Source organism: Sphingobium baderi (assembly GCF_001456115.1).
GTDB classification, from domain to species: Bacteria; Pseudomonadota; Alphaproteobacteria; order Sphingomonadales; family Sphingomonadaceae; genus Sphingobium; species Sphingobium baderi_A.
The window spans coordinates 2,328,085-2,346,787 of record NZ_CP013264.1 but is presented as its reverse complement, the minus strand read 5'-3'; the positions used below and the strand labels follow the sequence as shown (position 1 = coordinate 2,346,787).

Below are 18,703 nucleotides of genomic sequence, written 5' to 3'. Positions count from 1 at the left end.
GCTTGCGCCCTCAGTTGCCGTTGTTGAACATCTGGGCGTTGCCGGGCTGATAGCCGGAGCCAGGCGTCAGGAACCGGCGGCGTTGTTCGCGCCCCTGTTCGGCTGCGGCAGCCCTTTCTGCTTCGGTCAGCGCCCCGGCACGTCCATCGGCCGCGAGCAATGCGACAAGATCGGAGAGCTGCTGCGACTGGAGAGCGAGAAGCTGGTTGCCGGCCTGGGTCGCCTGGAGCGCGCCTGTCGCCCCCTGGCTTTGGCCGACCAGCGTCGAAACTTCGGCGCGGTTCGTGTCGATGTTGCCGACCACGCCGGCCTGGACGCGCATTGCGTCCTGCAGTCCGCCCACGGTGTTCTGCCAGCGTGAGCGTGCATCGGCGACGAGCTGTTGTTCCGTCGTCGACAGTGAGACATTGCCGTATTGTTGCTGAAAGGCCCGATCGATGCTCTGAACATCGAACGCGATGTTCTGAGCCTGGCTCAGAAGCTGTTGCGTGCGCTGAAAGCCCTGTTGAAGCTGCTGGAGCGAGGAATGCGGCAGGCTCGCGAGATTGCGCGCCTGATTGATGAGCATCTGCGCTTCATTCTGGAGCTGTGTGATCTGGTTGTTGATCTGCTCCAGCGTGCGCGCGGCAGTGAGCACGTTTTGCGCGTAATTGGACGGATCATAGACGATCCGTCCGAAGCCAAATTGAGCTTGCGCCGGAGAGATGAATATCGGCGACAGGGCGACGGGCATCGCCAGCATTGTCGCGGCCATGAATAGTGCGCGCGAGCGGGAACGATGGATGGTCATGACGTAGTCTCCTTGGGGGCTGGGGGAACGAGATTGGCGAGATCGGGGATAAGGTCGGCGGCCCAGTCGACGCCGCGCAGGCGCAGCCATGCGGGGAGGAACCCGTCTGGCCCATGCTCGGCGAAGATCCTGGCGATGGCCGTCTGATCGGTTTTGGAAGAAGCTGCGGTGAGCGCGAGGCCCACTTCGGAGAGGCCCAGGTCGAACAAGCGATTGCCTCGTCGCGACTGGCAGTAATAGTCCCGCTTCGGGGTGGCCCGCGCGAGGATCTCGATCTGCCGATCATTCAAGCCGAAGCGACGATAGATTGCGGTGATCTGGGGCTCGATCGCCCGCTCGTTAGGCAGCAGCAGCCGCGTCGGGCAGCTTTCGATGATGGCCGGCGCGATCGCCGAGCCATCAATGTCGCTGAGCGATTGGGTGGCGAAGATGACCGATGCGTTCTTCTTGCGAAGGGTCTTCAGCCATTCGCGGAGCTGACCTGCGAAGCCTTCGTCATCGAGGGCGAGCCAGCCTTCGTCGATGATCAGCAGTGTGGGCGATCCGTCGAGGCGGTCGCCGATGCGATGAAAGAGATAGGCGAGAACAGCGGGCGCTGAGCCTGTGCCGACAAGGCCCTCGATCTCGAACGCCTGCACCGCTGCATGCCCAAGATGCTCGTTCTCGGCATCAAGAAGCCGACCATAAGGCCCGCCGACGCAATAGGACCGCAAGGCTTGCTTGAGATCGTTCGATTGCAGCAGCACGCACAGGCCGGTGATGGTCCGTTCTTGGACAGGGGCGGAGGCGAGCGACGTTAAGGCGGACCAGAGGTGTTCCTTTACCTCTGGCGTGATCTGGATGCCTTCGCGCATGAGGATGGCGATGAGCCAGTCAGCGGCCCAGGCGCGTTCGGGCACGTCATGGACGCGCGCGAGAGGCTGAAGTGATACGGAAGACTCGGCGCCGTCCGTCAGATCACCGCCAAGGTCGTGCCAATCGCCGCCCATCGCCAATGCCGCGGCCCGAATGGAGCCGCCGAAGTCGAAGGCGAAAACCTGAGAATTTTCGTAGCGGCGGAATTGGAGCGCCATCAGCGCCAGCAGCACGGACTTGCCCGCACCAGTCGGACCGACGACGAGCGTATGGCCGACATCTCCGACATGAAGGGAAAACCGGAACGGGGTGCTTCCTTCGGTCTTGCCGAACAGCAAGGGGGGCGACCCGAAGTGCTCGTCCCGTTCCGGCCCCGCCCACACCGCTGAAAGCGGGATCATGTGGGCGAGATTGAGCGTGGAAATCGGCGGCTGCCGAACATTGGCGTAGACATTGCCCGGCAGCGAGCCGAGCCATGCGTCTACGGCGTTGATGGTCTCGGGCATGGCGGTGAAGTCGCGGCCCTGGACCACCTTCTCGACCAAACGCAGCTTTTCGTCAGCGATCCGCGGGTCTTTGTCCCAGACGGTGATGGTCGCCGTGACATAAGCCTGGCCGGCATAGTCGGCCCCTAGTTCCTGAAGTGCGAGATCGGCGTCTGCGGCCTTATTGGCTGCGTCGGTGTCAACGAGGGCGGACGCCTCGTTGGTCATGACCTCTTTCAGGATTGCGGCGATGGATTTGCGCTTGGCGAACCATTGCCGCCGGATCTTTGTCAGCAGCTTGGTGGCGTCGGTCTTGTCGAGCAGGATTGCCCGTGTCGACCAGCGATAGGGGAATGCAAGACGGTTCAGCTCGTCCAGGATTCCGGGTGTCGTCGCGGTGGGAAAGCCGACGATAGTGAGGATGCGCAGATCGGAATGTCCCAGACGCGGCTCAAGCCCGCCGGTAAGCGGCTGATCGGCGAGCAGCGCATCCAGATAGATCGGCGTTTCGGGGACCCGCACCCGATGACGGTTGGTTGAAACGCAGGAATGCAGATAGGTCAGCGTCTCGGCGTCATCGAGCCAGCCGCATTCCGGCATAAAGCCATCGAGCAGCGACAGCACCCGGTCGGTGCGATCGATGAAGCCGCGCAGGACCTCATGCGGATCGACGCCGTTTCGGTCGCGTCCCTCATAGAGCCATGCTTCAGTCCGCGCCGCATCTTCGGCCGGCGGGAGATAGGTGAAGGTGAGGAAGTAGCCGGAAATGAAATGGGCGCCGGCTTCCTCGAAGTCCGCCTTGCGCTCGGCATCGACCAAGGCCGACGCCGGATCGGGAAAACGGCTCTCGGGATAGGTCGAGGCTTCGTGCCGTTGCGCTTCAACGAAGATCGCCCAGCCGGAGCCGAGCCGACGGAAGGCGTTGTTGAGGCGTCCCGCGACCGCGACTAATTCGGCCGCAACGGCACTGTCGAGGTCAGGGCCGCGGAAGCGTGCGGTGCGCTGGAACGAACCGTCCTTGTTGAGGACGGCGCCCTGGCCCACCAGAGCCGCCCAAGGCAGGAAATCCGCCAGGCGGCTGGAAGTGCGGCGATATTCAGCGAGGTTCATCATGAGCGCTGCTCCTTCAGACCGACAGGTGGCCGGGGATGCGCAGATGCCTTCGGCCGACCTCGACGAAGAGCGGGTCGCGCTTGGCGGCCCAGACGGCGGCGAAGTGGCCGACAACCCAGATGGCCAGGCCGACAAGCCAGAGGCGCAGACCGAGGCCAACGGCTCCGGCCAAAGTGCCGTTCATGATGGCGATGGAGCGCGGTGCGCCGCCGAGCAGGATGTGCTCGGTTAGCGCCCGGTGGACCTGCACGGTGAAGCCCGGCACCTCGTCGAGCTGTTCCAGCCTCCCCGCCATCACACGAGCGCCCCGCCGCCGAACGAGAAGAAGGAGAGAAAGAAGCTGGATGCGGCGAACGCGATCGACAGACCGAACACGATCTGAATCAGACGGCGGAACCCGCCGGACGAGTCGCCGAAGGCCAGTGTGAGGCCGGTGACGATGATGATGATGACAGCGACGATCTTGGCGACCGGGCCCTCGATCGATTGCAGTATCGATTGAAGCGGCGCTTCCCAGGGCATGGACGAACCGGAAGCGTGAGCGGCGGGGGTGAGGATCAGGGTCGCATAGGTGACGGCTGCTGCTGCCGTGACATGGCGGCGGATGCGCCGGGCGTGACGGATCATGAGGGATCTCCTGTTGGGCTTGAGGCTGAGGTTGCGGGAGTGACGCGGTAGTCGCCGTCCGGGCCGAGGCCATCGACGCGCGCGAGTTCGGCGAGCCGGCGTTGCGAGCCACGACCAGCGAGGACAGCGACGAGGTCGATGGTCTCGGCGATCAGCGCCCTTGGGACGGTGACGACGGCTTCCTGGATGAGTTGCTCGAGGCGGCGCAGCGCACCGATCCCTGTGCCGGCATGGATGGTGCCGATGCCGCCCGGGTGACCGGTCCCCCAAGCCTTGAGCAGGTCGAGAGCTTCGGAGCCGCGGACCTCTCCGATCGGAATGCGGTCTGGTCGCAATCGCAGCGAGGACCGCACCAGATCCGACAAGGTGGCGACACCGTCTTTGGTGCGCATGGCGACGAGGTTGGGTGCGGAGCATTGCAGCTCGCGCGTGTCCTCGATGATGACGACGCGATCCGTGGTCTTGGAGACCTCGGCGAGCAACGCATTGGTGAGTGTGGTCTTGCCGGTCGAGGTGCCGCCGGCGACAAGGATGTTGGCCCGGGCGGCGACCGCCTCGCGCAGAGCCTCGGCCTGGTCCGCCGACATGATTCCGGCGGCCACATAGTCGTCGAGCGTGAAGACTGCGACGGCAGGTTTGCGGATCGCGAAAGCCGGCGCCGCAACAACTGGGGGCAACAGGCCCTCAAACCGCTCCCCCGTCTCGGGCAGTTCGGCCGACACCCGCGGATTGCCGGGATGGACCTCGGCGCCGACATGGTGCGCGACGAGTCGCACGATCCGTTCGCCATCTGCGGGCGCCAGCTGCTCGCCTGTGTCAGACAGGCCTTCGGACAGCCGGTCGATCCAGAGCCGGCCGTCAGGATTGAGCATCACCTCGACGATCGACGGATCTTCCAGAAACCGCGCGATGGCCGGTCCAAGGGCCGTGCGCAGCATGCGCGCGCCGCGCGTGATCGCTTCCGATTTCTGGTGAGATGCCGCCATGTCGTCCCCTTGCGGCCAGGGACCGTTCAGCCGGCCCTGGATCGGGGACGATTAAAAGAGCCCGAAGTTGGGCTGATTCAACAAGTCTTTGTCGGAGTAGTAGCGTGGCGTGCAAATACAGGAGAACGGCGGACAGTGCTTTACTGAAAAGCATGGGCGGTCAGGGAGTGGTTGCGACGCGAATCCAAAAAATGCGACGCAATCGACACGGTTTCGCTGGCGATGTCGGACGGTTTGAGTATGATAGGAACACCACGGCGTGTGCTGCGTGCGCCAGGGTCTCGCCCTCATACGGAGAAGAGAATAACTCTTACCCAGAGGACGCAGCCCTATGGCCTCAACGCAGCCTGTCAGCCCCAATCGCGGGCGTATCAATTCCACGCTTCGGCAGTTTCTCGACAATGAGGCCTCTGGCGGCATCATTCTCATGGGCGTTGCAGCGCTCGCCATTCTGACGGCGAATTCGCCACTCGCCGAGGGCTACTTCGCCGCACTACACGCCTATGTCGGTCCATTAAGCGTCCAGCACTGGATAAACGACGCGCTAATGGCCGTATTCTTTCTGCTGGTCGGGCTTGAGATCAAACGGGAGATGCTGGACGGGCAATTGTCCAGTTGGAGCCGAAGGCTACTTCCCGGCGCTGCGGCCGCGGGCGGAATGGCTGTTCCCGCATTGATCTATATTGCCTTCAATCTCGGCAACACGGCCGCCCTGCGCGGATGGGCGATCCCTGCCGCAACAGATATAGCTTTTGCACTCGGTGTGCTGTCGCTGCTCGGGCCAAAGGTCCCAGCGTCGTTGAAAATCTTCCTCGCGGCGCTCGCAATCATAGACGATCTCGGGGCCGTCATCGTGATTGCCCTGTTTTATACCGCCGATTTGAGTCTTCCCGCGTTAGCTGGTGCGGTGCTCGTTGTCGGTGCGCTGACTGTGATGAACAGGTCCGGCGTCATGCGCCTTTGGCCTTACCTGATTCTTGGTGCCGTGCTTTGGGTGCTGGTGCTGCGCTCAGGTATTCATGCCACCCTGGCCGGCGTCATACTGGCGTTGACCGTTCCTATCCGTCTCACACCCGGAACCCCGGAAGCCTCGCCGTCGGTTTCCCCTCTGCATCAGCTCGAACATTTTCTGCAAAAGCCAGTCGCCTTTCTGATCGTCCCGATTTTCGGCTTTGCTAATGCCGGGGTTTCCTTCGCGGGCGTGACGCCTGCGGTCTTGATCGAGCCGCTCACACTTGGCGTGGCGGCTGGTCTAGTTGTCGGGAAGCTGGTTGGGGTGTTCGGCACCGTAGCCATTCTGGTAAAAGCCCGGCTTGCCGATCTCCCTGCCGCCGCAAGCTGGGGACAGACGCTTGGCGTTGCGCTGCTGTGCGGAATAGGCTTCACGATGAGCCTGTTCATCGGCTTATTGGCGTTTGACGATCCTGCATTGCAGGACCGAGCCAAGTTCGGGATTTTGTTTGGTTCGCTGATCGCCGGATTGGCGGGTTACTTCATCCTGAGGATTTCTAATCGCAGGCAGGCCAGTTCCGCCTTGCCCACGTCGGTGGAGCGCAAATCGTAACACTCACTACGTTGCATCATCGGCGACCTTTACAGGGATAAGAGGATGCGTTTTTCCATCCATACGCTCGGCACGCGCGGCGACATTCAGCCTTATCTGGCGCTTTCTCGTGGACTCAAGGCGCGCGGGCACGAGTTGCTGATTGTTGCGCCTGCTCAATTCGCCGAGATGGCAGCGGCGGAAGGCGTTGCGTTTGCGCCTTTGCCAGCCGAGTTCCTAGAGCTCCTTGAAACCGCTGAAGCGAAAAAGGCTATCGGCAGCTCGGGCGCTGGTTTTGGAGCCGGCTTCAAGCTGCTGCGGTATTATCGCGAGATAGGCCGAAAGCTGCTTGATGCCGAGTGGGATGCCGCTCGTATGTTCGCTCCCGAAGCGATTTTATTCCACCCCAAGGCGCTCGGCGCACCCCATATCGCGGCGAAGCTCGGCATTCCACTCTTCCTCGCATCGCCGCTGTCGGGCTTCACCTACACGTCGGCTTTTCCAACACCTATCCTTCCGTTCGGTTCGCTTGGACCGCTCAATCGGGTAAGTCATGCGCTGATGATCCACGGCGGACGCATCCTGTTTGCAAAGACAATCCGGGCTTGGCGAGCTGAGGCGCTCGGGGCTTCTGCTCGCGGCAAAACGGCTCCGCTGAGTGGAACACTCTATGGTTACAGTCCGCATGTACTGCCGAAGCCGAAAGACTGGGGCGCAGACGTTGCAGTGACCGGCTATTGGTTCCTCGATACGCCGGATTGGAAGCCCGACGCGGAGCTTGCTGATTTCCTCGCGGCTGGCGATCCGCCGATCTATATCGGCTTCGGCAGCATCCCCGGTGTTGATCCGCAACGGCTGGCAAGTCTCGTGGTCGACGGTTTGAAGCGAGCGGGCAAGCGGGGGTTGCTCGCGACCGCGGGCGGTGCGCTCGGGCAGATCGAGCCGAGTCGGCATATCCATGTCATCTCGGGCGCTCCGCACGACCGGCTCCTTCCGCTTATGCACGCAACGCTACATCACGGCGGTGCTGGGACCACTGGCGCTGCTTTGCGTTCGGGCAACCCCACGGCCATTTGTCCATTTCTCGGTGATCAGCCCTTCTGGGCGCGTCTTGTCGTTGCTCTTGGGGTGGGGCCAAAGCCCCTCGTCAAGGATGCGATGACAGCCGAGGACCTGGCTTCCGCCTTTCTGGCGATGGACGATGTCGGCATGCGCGCCCGTGCCGCCGAAATTGGAACAGCTATCCGTGCCGAGGACGGGGTCGCGGCCGCCATCGACTTTATCGAGAGAAAGCTGAACCAAGCCAGATGACAGCAATGTGCTCAAAAGCCGTCGCTGCCACACCGCCACTCTTCAGCTCTCGCGTTGATCGTCCGAACCGATATCGTCGGGTATCTCACGCAAGAAGCTCTGACCCTGTTGGAGGCGCCGTCCGATCGTCTCGATAAACCCTTCGTAGCGTTCGCGGCCCTTCGCCTGCGCAGCTGAGTTGGCGTCGCCGGTCAGCGGCGGCGTGACCGACAGCCAGAAGCGAACGTATAGGGCAAGCGTCTCGGCCGTGATGCCGAGATCGCGTTCGATGCGGTGGATCTGCCTGGTCATGCGGTCGAGACGGCGTGTGAGGGCGGCTTCGCGCTTGTCTGCTCCATCAGGCGAAAGGAACGATGCGACCGCAGCCTCGACGATCGCCGAGCGCGAGATCTTCTTGCGGTCCGCGAGGTCGGCGATCTGGCGCAGCATCTCAGGCGGAAAGTACACATTCATGCGGTCGCGCATGGCTCAGAGCTCCATATTGTCGTTGGGGTCCATGGCGACCTGGCGGGCGATTCCAGTCATGTGGCGGCGAAGCGCTTGCCGTTGGCGCGCGGCGTCCTCGGGTTCGTCGTCGAGCAGAGCTTTGAACTCGTCGGCAGGGTTCGGATCGGTCGTTTCCTTGACGATGGCGACATGATCGGGAAGCTCGGGTTCTCGACGAAGGCCGCTATTGGCCGCGTCTTGCTCGGCCTTCTGGATCTCGGCGAGCAGCGCAGCGTCCGGCGCCTGCGGCTTCAGCTCTGTCCAGGCGTCCTTGCGCGTCGTGCGACTGGTTTGGGCCGGGTCCGGCGGGGGCAGTACGCGCTCGACGAAGCGCTTGTCCTCGAAGTAGCGCGCCTTGTTGGCCCGGATTGGCGGGGTCGCCGCCAACATGACGATTTCATCGTTGGGCGGAAGCTGCATGATCTCACCGGGGGTCAGCAGCGGACGCGCGGTTTCAGAGCGCGACACCATGAGATGACCGAGCCAGGGCGACAGACGGTGCCCGGCGTAGTTTTTCATCGCCTTCATTTCGGTGGCTGTGCCGAGCGCATCCGAGACGCGCTTTGCGGTGCGCTCGTCATTGGTCGCGAAGCTCACGCGGACATGGCAGTTGTCGAGGATCGAGTTATTGGCGCCGTAGGCCTTTTCGATCTGGTTGAGCGACTGGGCGATGAGGAAGGCTTTCATGCCGTAGCCGGCCATGAAGGCGAGCGCGCTTTCGAAGAAGTCGAGGCGGCCGAGAGCCGGAAACTCGTCGAGCATCATCAGCACGCGGTGCCGCCGGGCCTTGGTGTGCAGATCCTCGGTCAGGCGGCGACCGATCTGGTTGAGCACAAGCCGGATCAACGGCTTGGTGCGCGAGATGTCGGATGGCGGGACCACCAGGTAGAGGGTGGCCGGCCGCGCGTCCTCGATCAGGTCGGCGATGCGCCAGTCGCAGCGGCGTGTCACTTCAGCGACGACGGGATCGCGATACAGGCCTAAAAAGGACATGGCGGTGGACAGGACGCCGGAGCGCTCGTTGTCGGATTTGTTGAGCAGTTCGCGGGCCGTTGAAGCGATGACGGGGTGCGGGCCGGCCTCGCCGAGATGTGGCGTGGTCATCATCGCCGCCAGCGTGGTTTCGATCGGGCGCTTCGGGTCGGACAGGAAACCTGCGACGCCGGCGAGGGTCTTGTCCTTCTCGGCATAGAGGACGTGAAGGATGGCGCCGACCAGCAAAGAGTGACTGGTCTTCTCCCAGTGATTGCGTTTCTCCAGCGAACCCTCGGGGTCGACCAGGACGTCAGCGACGTTCTGAACGTCGCGCACCTCCCACTCGCCGCGCCGCACTTCGAGCAGAGGATTGTAGGCGGCCGATTTCGGATTGGTGGGGTCGAACAGCAGCACCCGACCGTGCTTCGATCGGAAGCCGGCGGTGAGCTGCCAGTTTTCGCCCTTGATGTCGTGGACGACGACGGAGCCCGGCCAGGTCAGCAGGGTTGGGACGACGAGGCCGACACCCTTGCCGGATCGGGTCGGAGCAAAACACAGAACATGCTCCGGTCCGTCGTGGCGAAGATAGTCACGATCGAGCTTACCAAGGACGACGCCGTCAGGGTTGAGCAGCCCCGCCGCCTTCACCTCCTGCGGCTTCGCCCATCGAGCCGAGCCATAGGTTTCGATGTTCTTCTGTTCGCGGGCGCGCCACACCGACATGCCGATGGCGACCGCGATGGCGATGAAGCCGCCTGATGCGGCGATGACGCCGCCCTTGGCGAACACGCCCGGCGCATATGCGTCGAAGAAGTACCACCACCAGAAGATCGCAGGGGGATAATAGATCGGCGTCCTGGCAAGCTCGAACCATGGTGTGCCGAGCTGGGCCTGATAGCCAAGTTGCCAGGCGACATATTGCGTCGCGCCCCAGGTGGTGAGGAGGATGATCAGAAAGACGGTGAGGATCTGGCCCCAGAGGATTTTGGTGGCGGACATTCGCCGGGTCCTTTCTTGCTGCTTGTGGTGCTAGAGGCCCAGGCCGCGCTGGCGGCCCAGGCTCCACTCGATGCCGCCATGCCCCTTGGCGACGCCGGCGATATGCTGGCCGAGCTTCTTTTCGAGCGGCGGTGTCCAGGGCACGAGCTGGAAGCCGAGCCCATTGTCGATCATGGCGAAGCGGCCCGAGGTGAGCGCGATACGCTGGCGATAGACACCGGCGACATGCTCGCCGGCCTGCGCTTTCTGGTACGGCAGTCCGTGTTCGCTCTGGAGCTTCGTGCCAACGGCATCGAGCTCGCGCTGCCGCAGCGTATTGAGGAGATCGCGTTGCAGCAGGATGCGTTGGCCATGCCGGTGGGCAAGGCCTTCATCGGCCAGATGCTCGGCGCGCGCCTGCATGGCGTCGCGCACCTCGGCGCCGAAGCCTCCCATCGACATGGGCATCGCCTCGCGCTCAACCAGGCGATGATCCAGCCAGGTCGCGCCCGGCGCCGTGATCTGGCGGTTGAGATCGAAATCCGATCGGTTGGCGAGCGCCAGCGTCGGCCGGGGATCGTCGGGGCCGCCGAAGCGACGTACCTCGACGATGCCGCCAATCGGGGGCGCATGCTCGAAGGCCTCGATCCCGCGGAAGCGGACATGGTGCGCGCGGCCGTCCGTGCCGTCGATCACGGCATAGGCTTCGCCGGTCAGCTCGTCATGCAGGCCGCGATCGACCAGGCGGCCAATAACGGGTGAACCCGCCCCGCCGCCGTCGATCGTGTAATCGCTGACGCCGCGATCCTGACCACGCTCGGTGAAGGCGCGGTGCATGGTCTTGATGATGTCGCCGCGAATGCCGAGATCGCGCAGTGTGCGTTCGGCCTGCAACCCGACGGTCCATTCCCCTGGAGCGCCTTGTGCCGCGAGCTCCATCCTTTCGAGATGCTGGAGTCTGCCGATCATCAGGCGGCGCAGCGAGGGATCGGTCTTGCCGTTCGCCTCGGGGCGCAGGTCGATAAAGCCGGTCTCGTCGGCGGCGATGCGGATTTCAACATCGAGCCGTGTCCAGCGCTCGGCGGTGACTTCCTTTTCCAGCGCGTTGCGGATTTCATGTTCGGGCTTGGGGCCGAGCTCGATGGAGACAAGATCCTCGGCGCGGGAGCGCAGGCCGCGGCTGATGTAATCGCGCGAGATGACCAGATCGGCGCCGGTCTCGTCGACGCCGCGCACAAGCAAATGCACATGTGGATTGTCGGTGTTCCAGTGATCGACGGCGACCCAGTCGAGCTTGGTGCCCAGATCCGATTCCATCTGATTGGCGAGGTCGCGGGTGAACTCTCGCAGATCGGTCATGTCCCCCGCGTCTTCGGGCGAGACGATGAATCGAAAATGATGCCGGTCATCCCTGCATCGGTCGGAGAAGGCGAGATCGTCGGCGCGCTCGTTCGTCGCGTCGAACAAGACCCCCTTCTCCCCGTCACGGCTGACGCCTTCGCGCTTCAGGTAGGACACATGAGCCGAGAGTGGCGCGGAGCGGAATGACTTGCCCTGATGGCGGACCACGCGCGCCTTGATGACGACACGGCGCAAAGCAGTGAATATGCGCGAACGGCTGAAGCTGGTTCGTCCACGCCCGAAGGTTGAATGACCACGGCCGGCGCTTCTCTTGGCGGTCTGCCCTTCGCCAGAGCTGTGCCCGGCCTTCTTCGAAGCCCTCAGCACTTGATTGATGAAGCTCTTGGACTTGGGTGCGCGCGTGGATTTGATGCGTCCTGGGCGGACGCGGAAATCGCTGTCGCCCTCGCTCATGGGAGGGCCCCCCGAGACGGCGCGAAGGCGCACAGTGCCGAAAACAGCGTTGAAATCGCTGGGTAAAACAGCAGTCGCGGCACGCGACCCGACCGACCGGCACGCCAAAAGCCAAGCCATGTCAATGGCTTGTGCGAATATGGCGAGGCCCTTTTATCTCGCCGTCCTGCTGTCGTTGCTCTCTGCTCCTCCCACCCTTCCGCACAACGCTCTCTGGAACACGCCAAGGTGCGCCATGATGCGAACCGGCTCATTGCGGGTCTCCATCGTCGGCACGGGCAACGAAAATGCTGCCGCTTTGCACAGAATTGGTGGGACCTTCGCCCGATGACGGCGCAGTCCGGGCGTCGTTTTCTTGCGGTTCGGATATCGTTTTGCGCGCATCCAGACCGTGGGCTGACGGCGTGACGAAGAGCGGAGCTCGCCGCCAAGCGTGCGGATCGGCGGCGGCAACAGCGACGGTCCCCGGTGCGGGTGGCGACAGGTTAGCCCCCCCGATCAATGGCGCGAGCGTGGCGACATAGGCGCGGGTTTCTGCCGGAAGGGGGCGGCCCGCGAGGTATTCCTCATAGCGTCCGGGTCCAGCGCTATAGGCTGCAAGAAAGCCCGGCGATCCGTAGCGATCGTACATTTCGCGCAGATAGGCCGTACCAGCGATGATGTTGTCGCGCGGGTCGAACGGATCGCGTCCAAGGCCATAACGGACGCGCAATTCCGCCCAGGTGGCGGGCATGACCTGCATCAGGCCCATTGCGCCCGCCGATGAGACGGCGCGCACGTCGTCGGCGCTTTCGACGCGGCGCACCGACCTGATCCAGTGTTCGGGAATGCCGAAACGCTGCGAGGCTTCGGTCACGAAGGCGGCGTGAGGATCGTGGATTGGCTGCGCGATCGACTGAGCGCTCTGCGCCAGTACAGCGAGCGGCGGCGCGGCGGAAACAGACAGGCCGGAAAGGAGGAAGAGGATGATGCACCGGGCAGCGCGAGGCCGCCCGGTTAACATCGGCGATGCGGGGTTCGTGCGAGCGATCCGCATGCGCTATTCCCGTTCGCCGCGCTTCTGAGGGCGGCTCCAGTGCAAAGACCAGGAGGTCGTATCAGCCCCGTTCTGGAACAGGCGGGCACGGATCGGCTGCGCAAAGCTGGGGTCGTCGATCAGCAGTGACAGATATTCGCCAGCCTTTTCGCTGGACTCCGTCCAAGCCGCGCCGATCTCCGGTGCGTTATCGTCCGCGCCGTGATGGACGCGGTAGCTCGGCGCGTTCTCGACGTCCGAAGGATCGACGGGAACGATGGTGATCTCGCGAAACAGGGTGAGCGTATGAATGCGGCCGGTGAAGCCAGATTCCTCGCGGGTGAACTCGCCGATTTGCGGCATGGCGGTTTCCTTTCAAGATGCGGTGGAGAAGGATTGGGCGAGCACTACGCCCGCCTCAGGCTGGGCGATCACCGCGTTGGCGCCCGCCATTCGAAGCGGCCGTGGCCGTCCTCGTCGGTCCACAAGGGAACCGCGCGGCCGATGACGGCGCTGGCCGGGATCGGGCCGAAATAGCGGCCGTCCAGACTGTCGGGAACGTCCCAGTTCATGAGGAAGATCTCGCCGTCCGCGACGATGCGGCAGCCCTGCCAATCGGGGAGCGGTCGGTCGATGCGGTCGCGTTGGAGTGCCGTTCCCATCGCGACGCCGTCGACACTGATCAGGACGCCGGAGCGGCAGACGGTCTGCCCGGGAAGGCCAAGGACCCGTTTCAGGAGCGGCGTGTCGCGCGGCAGGTATCCGCCATCGGCGAGGAAGCTCGCAATCGGTTCCGGCGCAGCGACGGCGACCAGATCGGTGACTTCGAGCCGCTTTGCAGGTTCGACCGAATAGAAACCGATCGGGGTGCTGGCCGAGGCATTCCAGATGAGTTTGGTGGGGGCGTCGATCCACGTCGTCACGGCGATCGCGCTGGACGCTACGAACGTCGCCATGGCCCATTTGAGGTCGGTCATGGCGCGATCCTCCGACGCTTAAGCCACGCCTGGTGCTGATCGCGCGAGTAGCGGCGTGCGTCCTGGCCGGCGCTCAGTCGGTTGTGTACATGCCGCCAATAGTCTGGCGCGGCTTCGGCCGGATCGAGCGAAAGGGCCTCGATCGCGTCGATGAGCTGCAGCACGCGTTCAACCTTCGGCCAGCTTTCGATCTTGAGCAGGATGTCGCCGCCGGGGCGTACAAAGGGCAGCGTCTGATAGGCTTCGCCGGGCGTGATGGCGCGCACGATATCGATGCGCGAGATGATCGTGCCGAAGTCGTTGGACGCCCACCGGACGAAGGCGAAAGTCGTGCCGGGCCTGAAGGAGAGGACGCGGCGGCGGCGATCAAGGATCGTCTCCTGCACGTCTTGACCGAACCTGATCCAGTATTCGATCTGCTTTTCCACCCATGTCAGCTCGACGTGGGTGAGACGGTCGGTTTGAAAAGACGACGGCATCGAGCCGCCGCGCATGCGGGGGGCCGCGATGCCGGTCATGACGGGTCTCCTGGCGATTGGGGGAATTCGCGCGCGAGCAATTCGCGAAGCATGTCGGCGACGGTGACGCCGCGTTGAAAGGCGGCGATCTTGATGCGACCGCGCACCTCCGGCGTAACGTCGATGGTCAGCCTTGCGGTGAAGCCCGTGCTGGAAGCTGGACCGGGCGACCCCGGTTCAGCGGACTTGATCCAGTCGTCTGGATTGGAAGGCCGGGCGACGAAGCCGCGCCGGGCGCTGGCTTTGGTCATGGCGCCAACCTCCCGACTTCCGCAGTCAGGGCGGCGATCTCGCGCGCGGCCGCGCTATTGTCGTCGGCCTCAAAAACGAGGCGCCCGGACTGTGCTAGGTCGGCGAAGGCGACACGCTGGCCGATCGTCGCCGACAGCAGGGGCGGATCGTGGTCGGCCAATGTCTCGGCGGTCTCGCGGGCGATGACGGTGCGTGCAGCGCAGCGGTTGAGTACGAAGCGGGCCATGAGTTGCGGCCGATAGATTCGGGCCTCTGCGAGCAGCGCCAGCATTTCGGCCGAGGCCCAGCCATCGAGCGGTGACGGCTGCACAGGGATCAGGACAAGATCGGCGGCGAGCAGCGCCGAACGCATAAGACCTGCAACGCGCGGTGGTCCGTCGATGACGATGTGATCGGCGTCACGCGCGAGCTCGGGCGCTTCGCGATGAAGTGTGTCGCGCGCCAAGCCGATGACGCCGAACAGGCGAGGCAGGCCCTCGCGGGTGCGTTGCTGCGACCAGTCGAGCGCCGATCCCTGTGGGTCGGCATCGATCAGGGTGATGCGCTTGCCTTCACGCGCCCATTGACCGGAAAGATGCAGCGCGAGCGTCGTTTTGCCGACGCCGCCTTTCTGATTGAGAAGCGCGACGATCATTTCGCGCCTCCAGGCTCGTCGCCGAAGGTGCGATGCGCGTGGCCGGAAGAGCGGTCCGTACAGGCGGAGCTACGAAGAGCCTGATCGGTTACATGCGCTTGAAGTGATGGCTTTTTGGCCTGGTTCGGCCGCCTTCCGGCGATGTTTTCCACATCGCGCGCGCGCTCTAAGAAGTTAGATTCTTGGTTAGACTCTAAGTTAAGGGCGCGATTTCGCTTTTTGTTTCCAGAGCTTACACCCTGTTTCGGTTCCCGATAGCACGAGCCTCCGGTTCCCGATAGCACGATAGGTCGGGTTCCTGATAGCACGAGGCCGTCCACAGGTTGTCCACAGGCCGCCGATGGTTCAAAAGCAAGCAGCAACCGGCCGCCGACTTCGACCTCAAGGAACAGCGAGTAGCCGGGCAATGGCTGGCGGCGAATGATGTCGCGCAGCTCGAACGCGAAGCGCTTGAATGGCGAAAGACTGCCGGATTTCTGATGCAGGTGGCGGAAGTCGAAGCGCCAGCCATTGCGTTGTTTGCCGCCATGCTTGCGCACAATGCGGTAGAGCCAGCGGTCGAGGCCTCCAGTGAGACCGAAATAGTCCCGGTCGATGGTCAGGACGAGCGCATCGTCGAGAACGGCGCGGTAGAACCAGTCCGGCACGATCAGCTCGATGCCGGCGGGACGCCCATGGCGATCGGTGCGCTCCTGCCATTCATTGATCCAGGAGAAACGGTGGCGGCGGCCTTCGGCCGCTTGCCGTATCGAGGTTGCGACCGTGGTCGACTGCAGCCGGTCGAGGGCAGCCTTGAGGCGCTGATAATCGCGCATCGATACGCCGCGGCCGATGAAATTGAGGATCTCGTAGGGGGTGGCGGCCATCAGGCGCGAAGTGCGAAGACCTTTGTCGCGCGCTTCGACGATCTGGCTCGCCGCCCAGATGAGGATGTCGGCATCCCAGATTGTGGCCATGCCATGATCGGGAACCGCCTCGACGCGGATGCTCACGTCGCCGGCGACGAAATCGATCGGCGCGGTGCGGTGTGACTTGGAGAGGGAGAAGAACGGATAGGCCATGAGGTCCTGCGCGTCGCGGGGCGCGAAATCGCCAGGGAGCGCGTGGAACAGATCGAGTTGTCCGCGCTCCGGAGATGGGCGATGCCGCGTCGTCATTGAAAAGACCGCGCGGATCAGCGGGCGTGACGGCCGGCATGGGATGCCGGTGCGGGCTCATGGCGTTTCGCGGGCAGCACGCTGCCCCGCGGATCGGAGGTGGACGTCACGGCGCCGCGTTCAGCCCATGCCTCAAGCTCATTGACGGAATAGACGACGCGCCCGCCAAGCTTGCGATAGGCCGGCCCGGTGCCGTAGGTCCGGTGCTTTTCGAGAGTACGGGCCGAGAGACTGAGGAATTCTGCGGCTTCCTTGGTGCGGAGGAAGCGCGGCGGCAGGGTCGCGAGATTGGCGTTCATGGTGGCCTCCGTGGCTTTCGTTGGAGCCGCTGGCGATCAGCGGCGAACGAAGGCCACGGTGGCGAAGAAGAATAGCGAAGGGGGAGTGCGAACTTGGGGGGGCCTAATTCGCACACCTTGCCCTAGTAGCGCAGGTTACGAACGACGGCGGTGACGAAGAAGCTTGCGGTAACCGCCGTCGATCATCGCGAAGCCGTCCTTGACCAGATCGAGGACAGCGTCCCGGAGCGCGGACGTTTTCCATGGGTCGCTGGCAACGCGTTCAACGCCGAAAATCGCTTCGGCGATCTCGCGATAGTCGGCATTGTGCAAACGGCCGTCAGCGGCGCGGAGCATGTTTTTGAGACGACGGCGCTGCTGCGCCGTCATCCGGCTGTCCTGTGACACAGGCAGGCCGTGAAGGCTTCGCCAGAGTCTGATCAGTGACTGGACACGATCCAGGCTGTGGGCGTCGAGCGGAATGATGGCGGCGATGGACTGCGTCGGCTCGAGACCCGCTCTCGCGACAAGGTGCAGGCGACCGCTTCCGGTGAGAACCGATATATGCAGTCCTTCCTCTGAACTGCGGCTGATTTCCGAGCGAATATCCTCGAAAATGCGAGGGCTGACCTGCTCAATTTCCGGGGCGGGTCCGATATGGACTACGCTGGTGTCAGCTTCCGGCGTCCAGAAAACCGGTTGTTCGAGTGCATTCAGGCTGGGCCTGGCGGGGAAATCGGAGACCCCAGCGACCGCCGATCGCTTCGGTCTCAGGCCCGAGTTCGGAGGCCGTGCGGATGGAGTTTGCGTAGTCGCGCTGGTAATCGAGATTGCGCCGAAGGCACTCCCACGCCAGTGCATTCACATCTGCCCGATCGAGATAGTCGTATGTAGTTGATGATCGCCATTCTCTTGTATCGGGCGTCATTTAATCCTCCCCGTTCAGCGAATACGCGTACAGAGCGAATTGATTCCGGGGATTCTATTTCTTGGGAAGGTTGCAAGGCGCAACAGGCGTTGCACTTGAGACAACACGGGATCTAATGAGGCCGGCCGCGCCTGAGCTGCCGGTAGCCATGCTCGGTCATCCAGTGTGCGCGAGCCAGATGGCTGTCGTGGACGCGGCGAGCGCGGTCCGGCTCAGTCCTTGGACAGATGCCGAAAAGAACCTCGGCCGCTTCCCGCCAGTCTGCTCCATCTGCCTCTGCGTCCAGCAGACGAGCATAGAGTTTGATGTGCTGTCGGTCATATTCGGTGAGCGACAGCATGGAAGGGGCTTCGTCGAGGAAATCAATTGTGGTCATTAGTCGGCACGTGACACTCTGGGATGGCGGTTGCTATTCTTAAGCACCATTACAGCGCGACGATGACAAGCGGGAGGCGGTAGAAGGGTGGGAATTACCGGACTCTGCTGCGTTCGGCTGCTTCGTGCACATCGACAAGCATAACCCCTTCGTTGCGGCCCGATCTGATGAAGGCGATTCCTTCGGCCTCAAGCGCTCTGCGGACCTGGTCGCTGGTGCTTTCATACACACGCAGTTCAGCGGCCGACTCCATGCGCTTGAGCGCCGTCAGCGAAACCTTGGCCTTGTCAGCGAGCATCTCCTGTGTCCAACCCAGTAATGCGCGCGCGGCCCGTGTTTGTCGGGAAGTGATCATGCATGATCACCTCCCACCGTGCGTCAACGTCACGCCAGAACTACGGCTATTATAGACGGAGTTGGAGTGGAAAGCGACCCAGAATCGGTGTTCCTAGAGATTTGACGTCTGGTCAGCGGCGGGGGCGATTCGGGCAGTGCTGGGTTCTCTCCAAGCCAAGGCGAGCAGGAGAGATTGTTCGAGGCTTATCGTGCTGCCGGGAGACGACGACCCATGCCAGGAACGCCAGACAATTAGGAAATCCCGGCG

Annotated in this window: 22 protein-coding genes; 2 read left to right on the top strand and 20 right to left on the bottom strand. The window is 63.3% G+C overall.

Annotated elements, in window-relative coordinates:
• Positions 1-10 precede the first annotated feature (10 nt).
• From trbJ to trbB, 5 genes are read right to left on the bottom strand one after another with little or no spacing between them, the layout of a single operon-like run.
• The gene (gene trbJ / locus ATN00_RS11565; RefSeq protein WP_003170522.1) at positions 11-790 is read right to left on the bottom strand and encodes a P-type conjugative transfer protein TrbJ; all 780 of its coding nucleotides are present in this window, start codon (positions 788-790) and stop codon (positions 11-13) included.
• Positions 787-3,243, bottom strand: coding sequence for a conjugal transfer protein TrbE (gene trbE, locus ATN00_RS11560; RefSeq protein WP_062064762.1), 2,457 nt, complete (start codon positions 3,241-3,243; stop codon positions 787-789). The genes trbJ and trbE overlap by 4 nt, the downstream gene beginning before the upstream one ends.
• 13 nt (positions 3,244-3,256) lie before the next feature.
• Positions 3,257-3,538 (bottom strand): VirB3 family type IV secretion system protein, encoded by a 282-nt coding sequence (locus ATN00_RS11555; protein ID WP_003170524.1) that lies wholly within the window; start codon positions 3,536-3,538, stop codon positions 3,257-3,259.
• Positions 3,538-3,870, bottom strand: coding sequence for a TrbC/VirB2 family type IV secretion system protein (locus tag ATN00_RS11550; protein WP_003170525.1), 333 nt, complete (start codon positions 3,868-3,870; stop codon positions 3,538-3,540). The genes ATN00_RS11555 and ATN00_RS11550 overlap by 1 nt, the downstream gene beginning before the upstream one ends.
• The gene (trbB, locus tag ATN00_RS11545; RefSeq protein ID WP_003170526.1) at positions 3,867-4,856 is read right to left on the bottom strand and encodes a P-type conjugative transfer ATPase TrbB; all 990 of its coding nucleotides are present in this window, start codon (positions 4,854-4,856) and stop codon (positions 3,867-3,869) included. The genes ATN00_RS11550 and trbB overlap by 4 nt, the downstream gene beginning before the upstream one ends.
• Before the next feature lie 331 nt (positions 4,857-5,187).
• Here trbB and nhaA point away from each other — a divergent pair, with 331 nt between their 5' ends.
• Together nhaA and ATN00_RS11535 are read left to right on the top strand one after the other, a co-directional pair.
• On the top strand, positions 5,188-6,420 hold the full coding sequence (nhaA, locus tag ATN00_RS11540; protein WP_003170527.1) for a Na+/H+ antiporter NhaA: 1,233 nt from the start codon (positions 5,188-5,190) through the stop codon (positions 6,418-6,420).
• 45 nt (positions 6,421-6,465) lie between these two features.
• Complete coding sequence (locus ATN00_RS11535) at positions 6,466-7,710, top strand: glycosyltransferase (protein ID WP_003170528.1); 1,245 nt, start codon at positions 6,466-6,468, stop codon at positions 7,708-7,710.
• A gap of 42 nt (positions 7,711-7,752) precedes the next feature.
• Here the strand turns inward: ATN00_RS11535 and ATN00_RS11530 are convergent, their stop codons facing one another.
• The 15 genes from ATN00_RS11530 to ATN00_RS11465 all read right to left on the bottom strand — a co-directional run bounded on the left by ATN00_RS11530 (position 7,753) and on the right by ATN00_RS11465 (position 18,454).
• Complete coding sequence (locus tag ATN00_RS11530; protein WP_003170529.1) at positions 7,753-8,175, bottom strand: CopG family transcriptional regulator; 423 nt, start codon at positions 8,173-8,175, stop codon at positions 7,753-7,755.
• 3 nt (positions 8,176-8,178) lie between these two features.
• Positions 8,179-10,170: a conjugal transfer protein TraG gene (locus ATN00_RS11525; protein ID WP_062064760.1), complete on the bottom strand. Its 1,992-nt coding sequence runs from the start codon at positions 10,168-10,170 to the stop codon at positions 8,179-8,181.
• Between the two features lie 30 nt (positions 10,171-10,200).
• The gene (locus ATN00_RS11520) at positions 10,201-11,964 is read right to left on the bottom strand and encodes a relaxase/mobilization nuclease domain-containing protein (RefSeq protein ID WP_035285838.1); all 1,764 of its coding nucleotides are present in this window, start codon (positions 11,962-11,964) and stop codon (positions 10,201-10,203) included.
• 250 nt (positions 11,965-12,214) lie between these two features.
• Positions 12,215-13,000, bottom strand: a complete 786-nt coding sequence (locus tag ATN00_RS11515; protein WP_153874703.1) for a lytic transglycosylase domain-containing protein — start codon at positions 12,998-13,000, stop codon at positions 12,215-12,217.
• 3 nt (positions 13,001-13,003) lie between these two features.
• Positions 13,004-13,342: a DUF736 domain-containing protein gene (locus ATN00_RS11510; protein ID WP_003167733.1), complete on the bottom strand. Its 339-nt coding sequence runs from the start codon at positions 13,340-13,342 to the stop codon at positions 13,004-13,006.
• 68 nt (positions 13,343-13,410) lie between these two features.
• Positions 13,411-13,956: a S26 family signal peptidase gene (locus ATN00_RS11505; protein ID WP_003167734.1), complete on the bottom strand. Its 546-nt coding sequence runs from the start codon at positions 13,954-13,956 to the stop codon at positions 13,411-13,413.
• A complete protein-coding gene (locus ATN00_RS11500; protein ID WP_003167735.1) occupies positions 13,953-14,474 on the bottom strand; it encodes a DUF2840 domain-containing protein in 522 nt (173 codons plus the stop codon). The genes ATN00_RS11505 and ATN00_RS11500 overlap by 4 nt, the downstream gene beginning before the upstream one ends.
• The gene (locus tag ATN00_RS11495) at positions 14,471-14,725 is read right to left on the bottom strand and encodes a hypothetical protein (protein WP_062064758.1); all 255 of its coding nucleotides are present in this window, start codon (positions 14,723-14,725) and stop codon (positions 14,471-14,473) included. Before ATN00_RS11495 ends, ATN00_RS11500 begins: the two co-directional genes overlap by 4 nt.
• Positions 14,722-15,360 carry a ParA family partition ATPase gene (gene parA, locus ATN00_RS11490; protein ID WP_003167737.1) on the bottom strand — a complete coding sequence of 213 codons (639 nt, stop codon included), beginning with the start codon at positions 15,358-15,360 and terminating at the stop codon, positions 14,722-14,724. The genes ATN00_RS11495 and parA overlap by 4 nt, the downstream gene beginning before the upstream one ends.
• Entirely contained in the window at positions 15,357-16,517 is a 1,161-nt protein-coding gene (locus ATN00_RS11485) for a replication initiator protein A (protein ID WP_003167738.1), read from the bottom strand. Before ATN00_RS11485 ends, parA begins: the two co-directional genes overlap by 4 nt.
• 17 nt (positions 16,518-16,534) lie before the next feature.
• Positions 16,535-16,816: a helix-turn-helix transcriptional regulator gene (locus ATN00_RS11480; RefSeq protein ID WP_003167739.1), complete on the bottom strand. Its 282-nt coding sequence runs from the start codon at positions 16,814-16,816 to the stop codon at positions 16,535-16,537.
• 135 nt (positions 16,817-16,951) lie between these two features.
• Entirely contained in the window at positions 16,952-17,278 is a 327-nt protein-coding gene (locus tag ATN00_RS24385; protein ID WP_081602705.1) for a DUF2285 domain-containing protein, read from the bottom strand.
• Between the two features lie 190 nt (positions 17,279-17,468).
• Complete coding sequence (locus ATN00_RS24380; protein ID WP_003167742.1) at positions 17,469-17,723, bottom strand: transcriptional regulator domain-containing protein; 255 nt, start codon at positions 17,721-17,723, stop codon at positions 17,469-17,471.
• A 112-nt stretch (positions 17,724-17,835) separates the two neighbouring features.
• Entirely contained in the window at positions 17,836-18,099 is a 264-nt protein-coding gene (locus ATN00_RS11470) for a DNA -binding domain-containing protein (protein ID WP_171218693.1), read from the bottom strand.
• Positions 18,100-18,193: 94 nt separating this feature from the next.
• On the bottom strand, positions 18,194-18,454 hold the full coding sequence (locus ATN00_RS11465; RefSeq protein WP_029371814.1) for a helix-turn-helix domain-containing protein: 261 nt from the start codon (positions 18,452-18,454) through the stop codon (positions 18,194-18,196).
• Positions 18,455-18,703 lie beyond the last annotated feature (249 nt).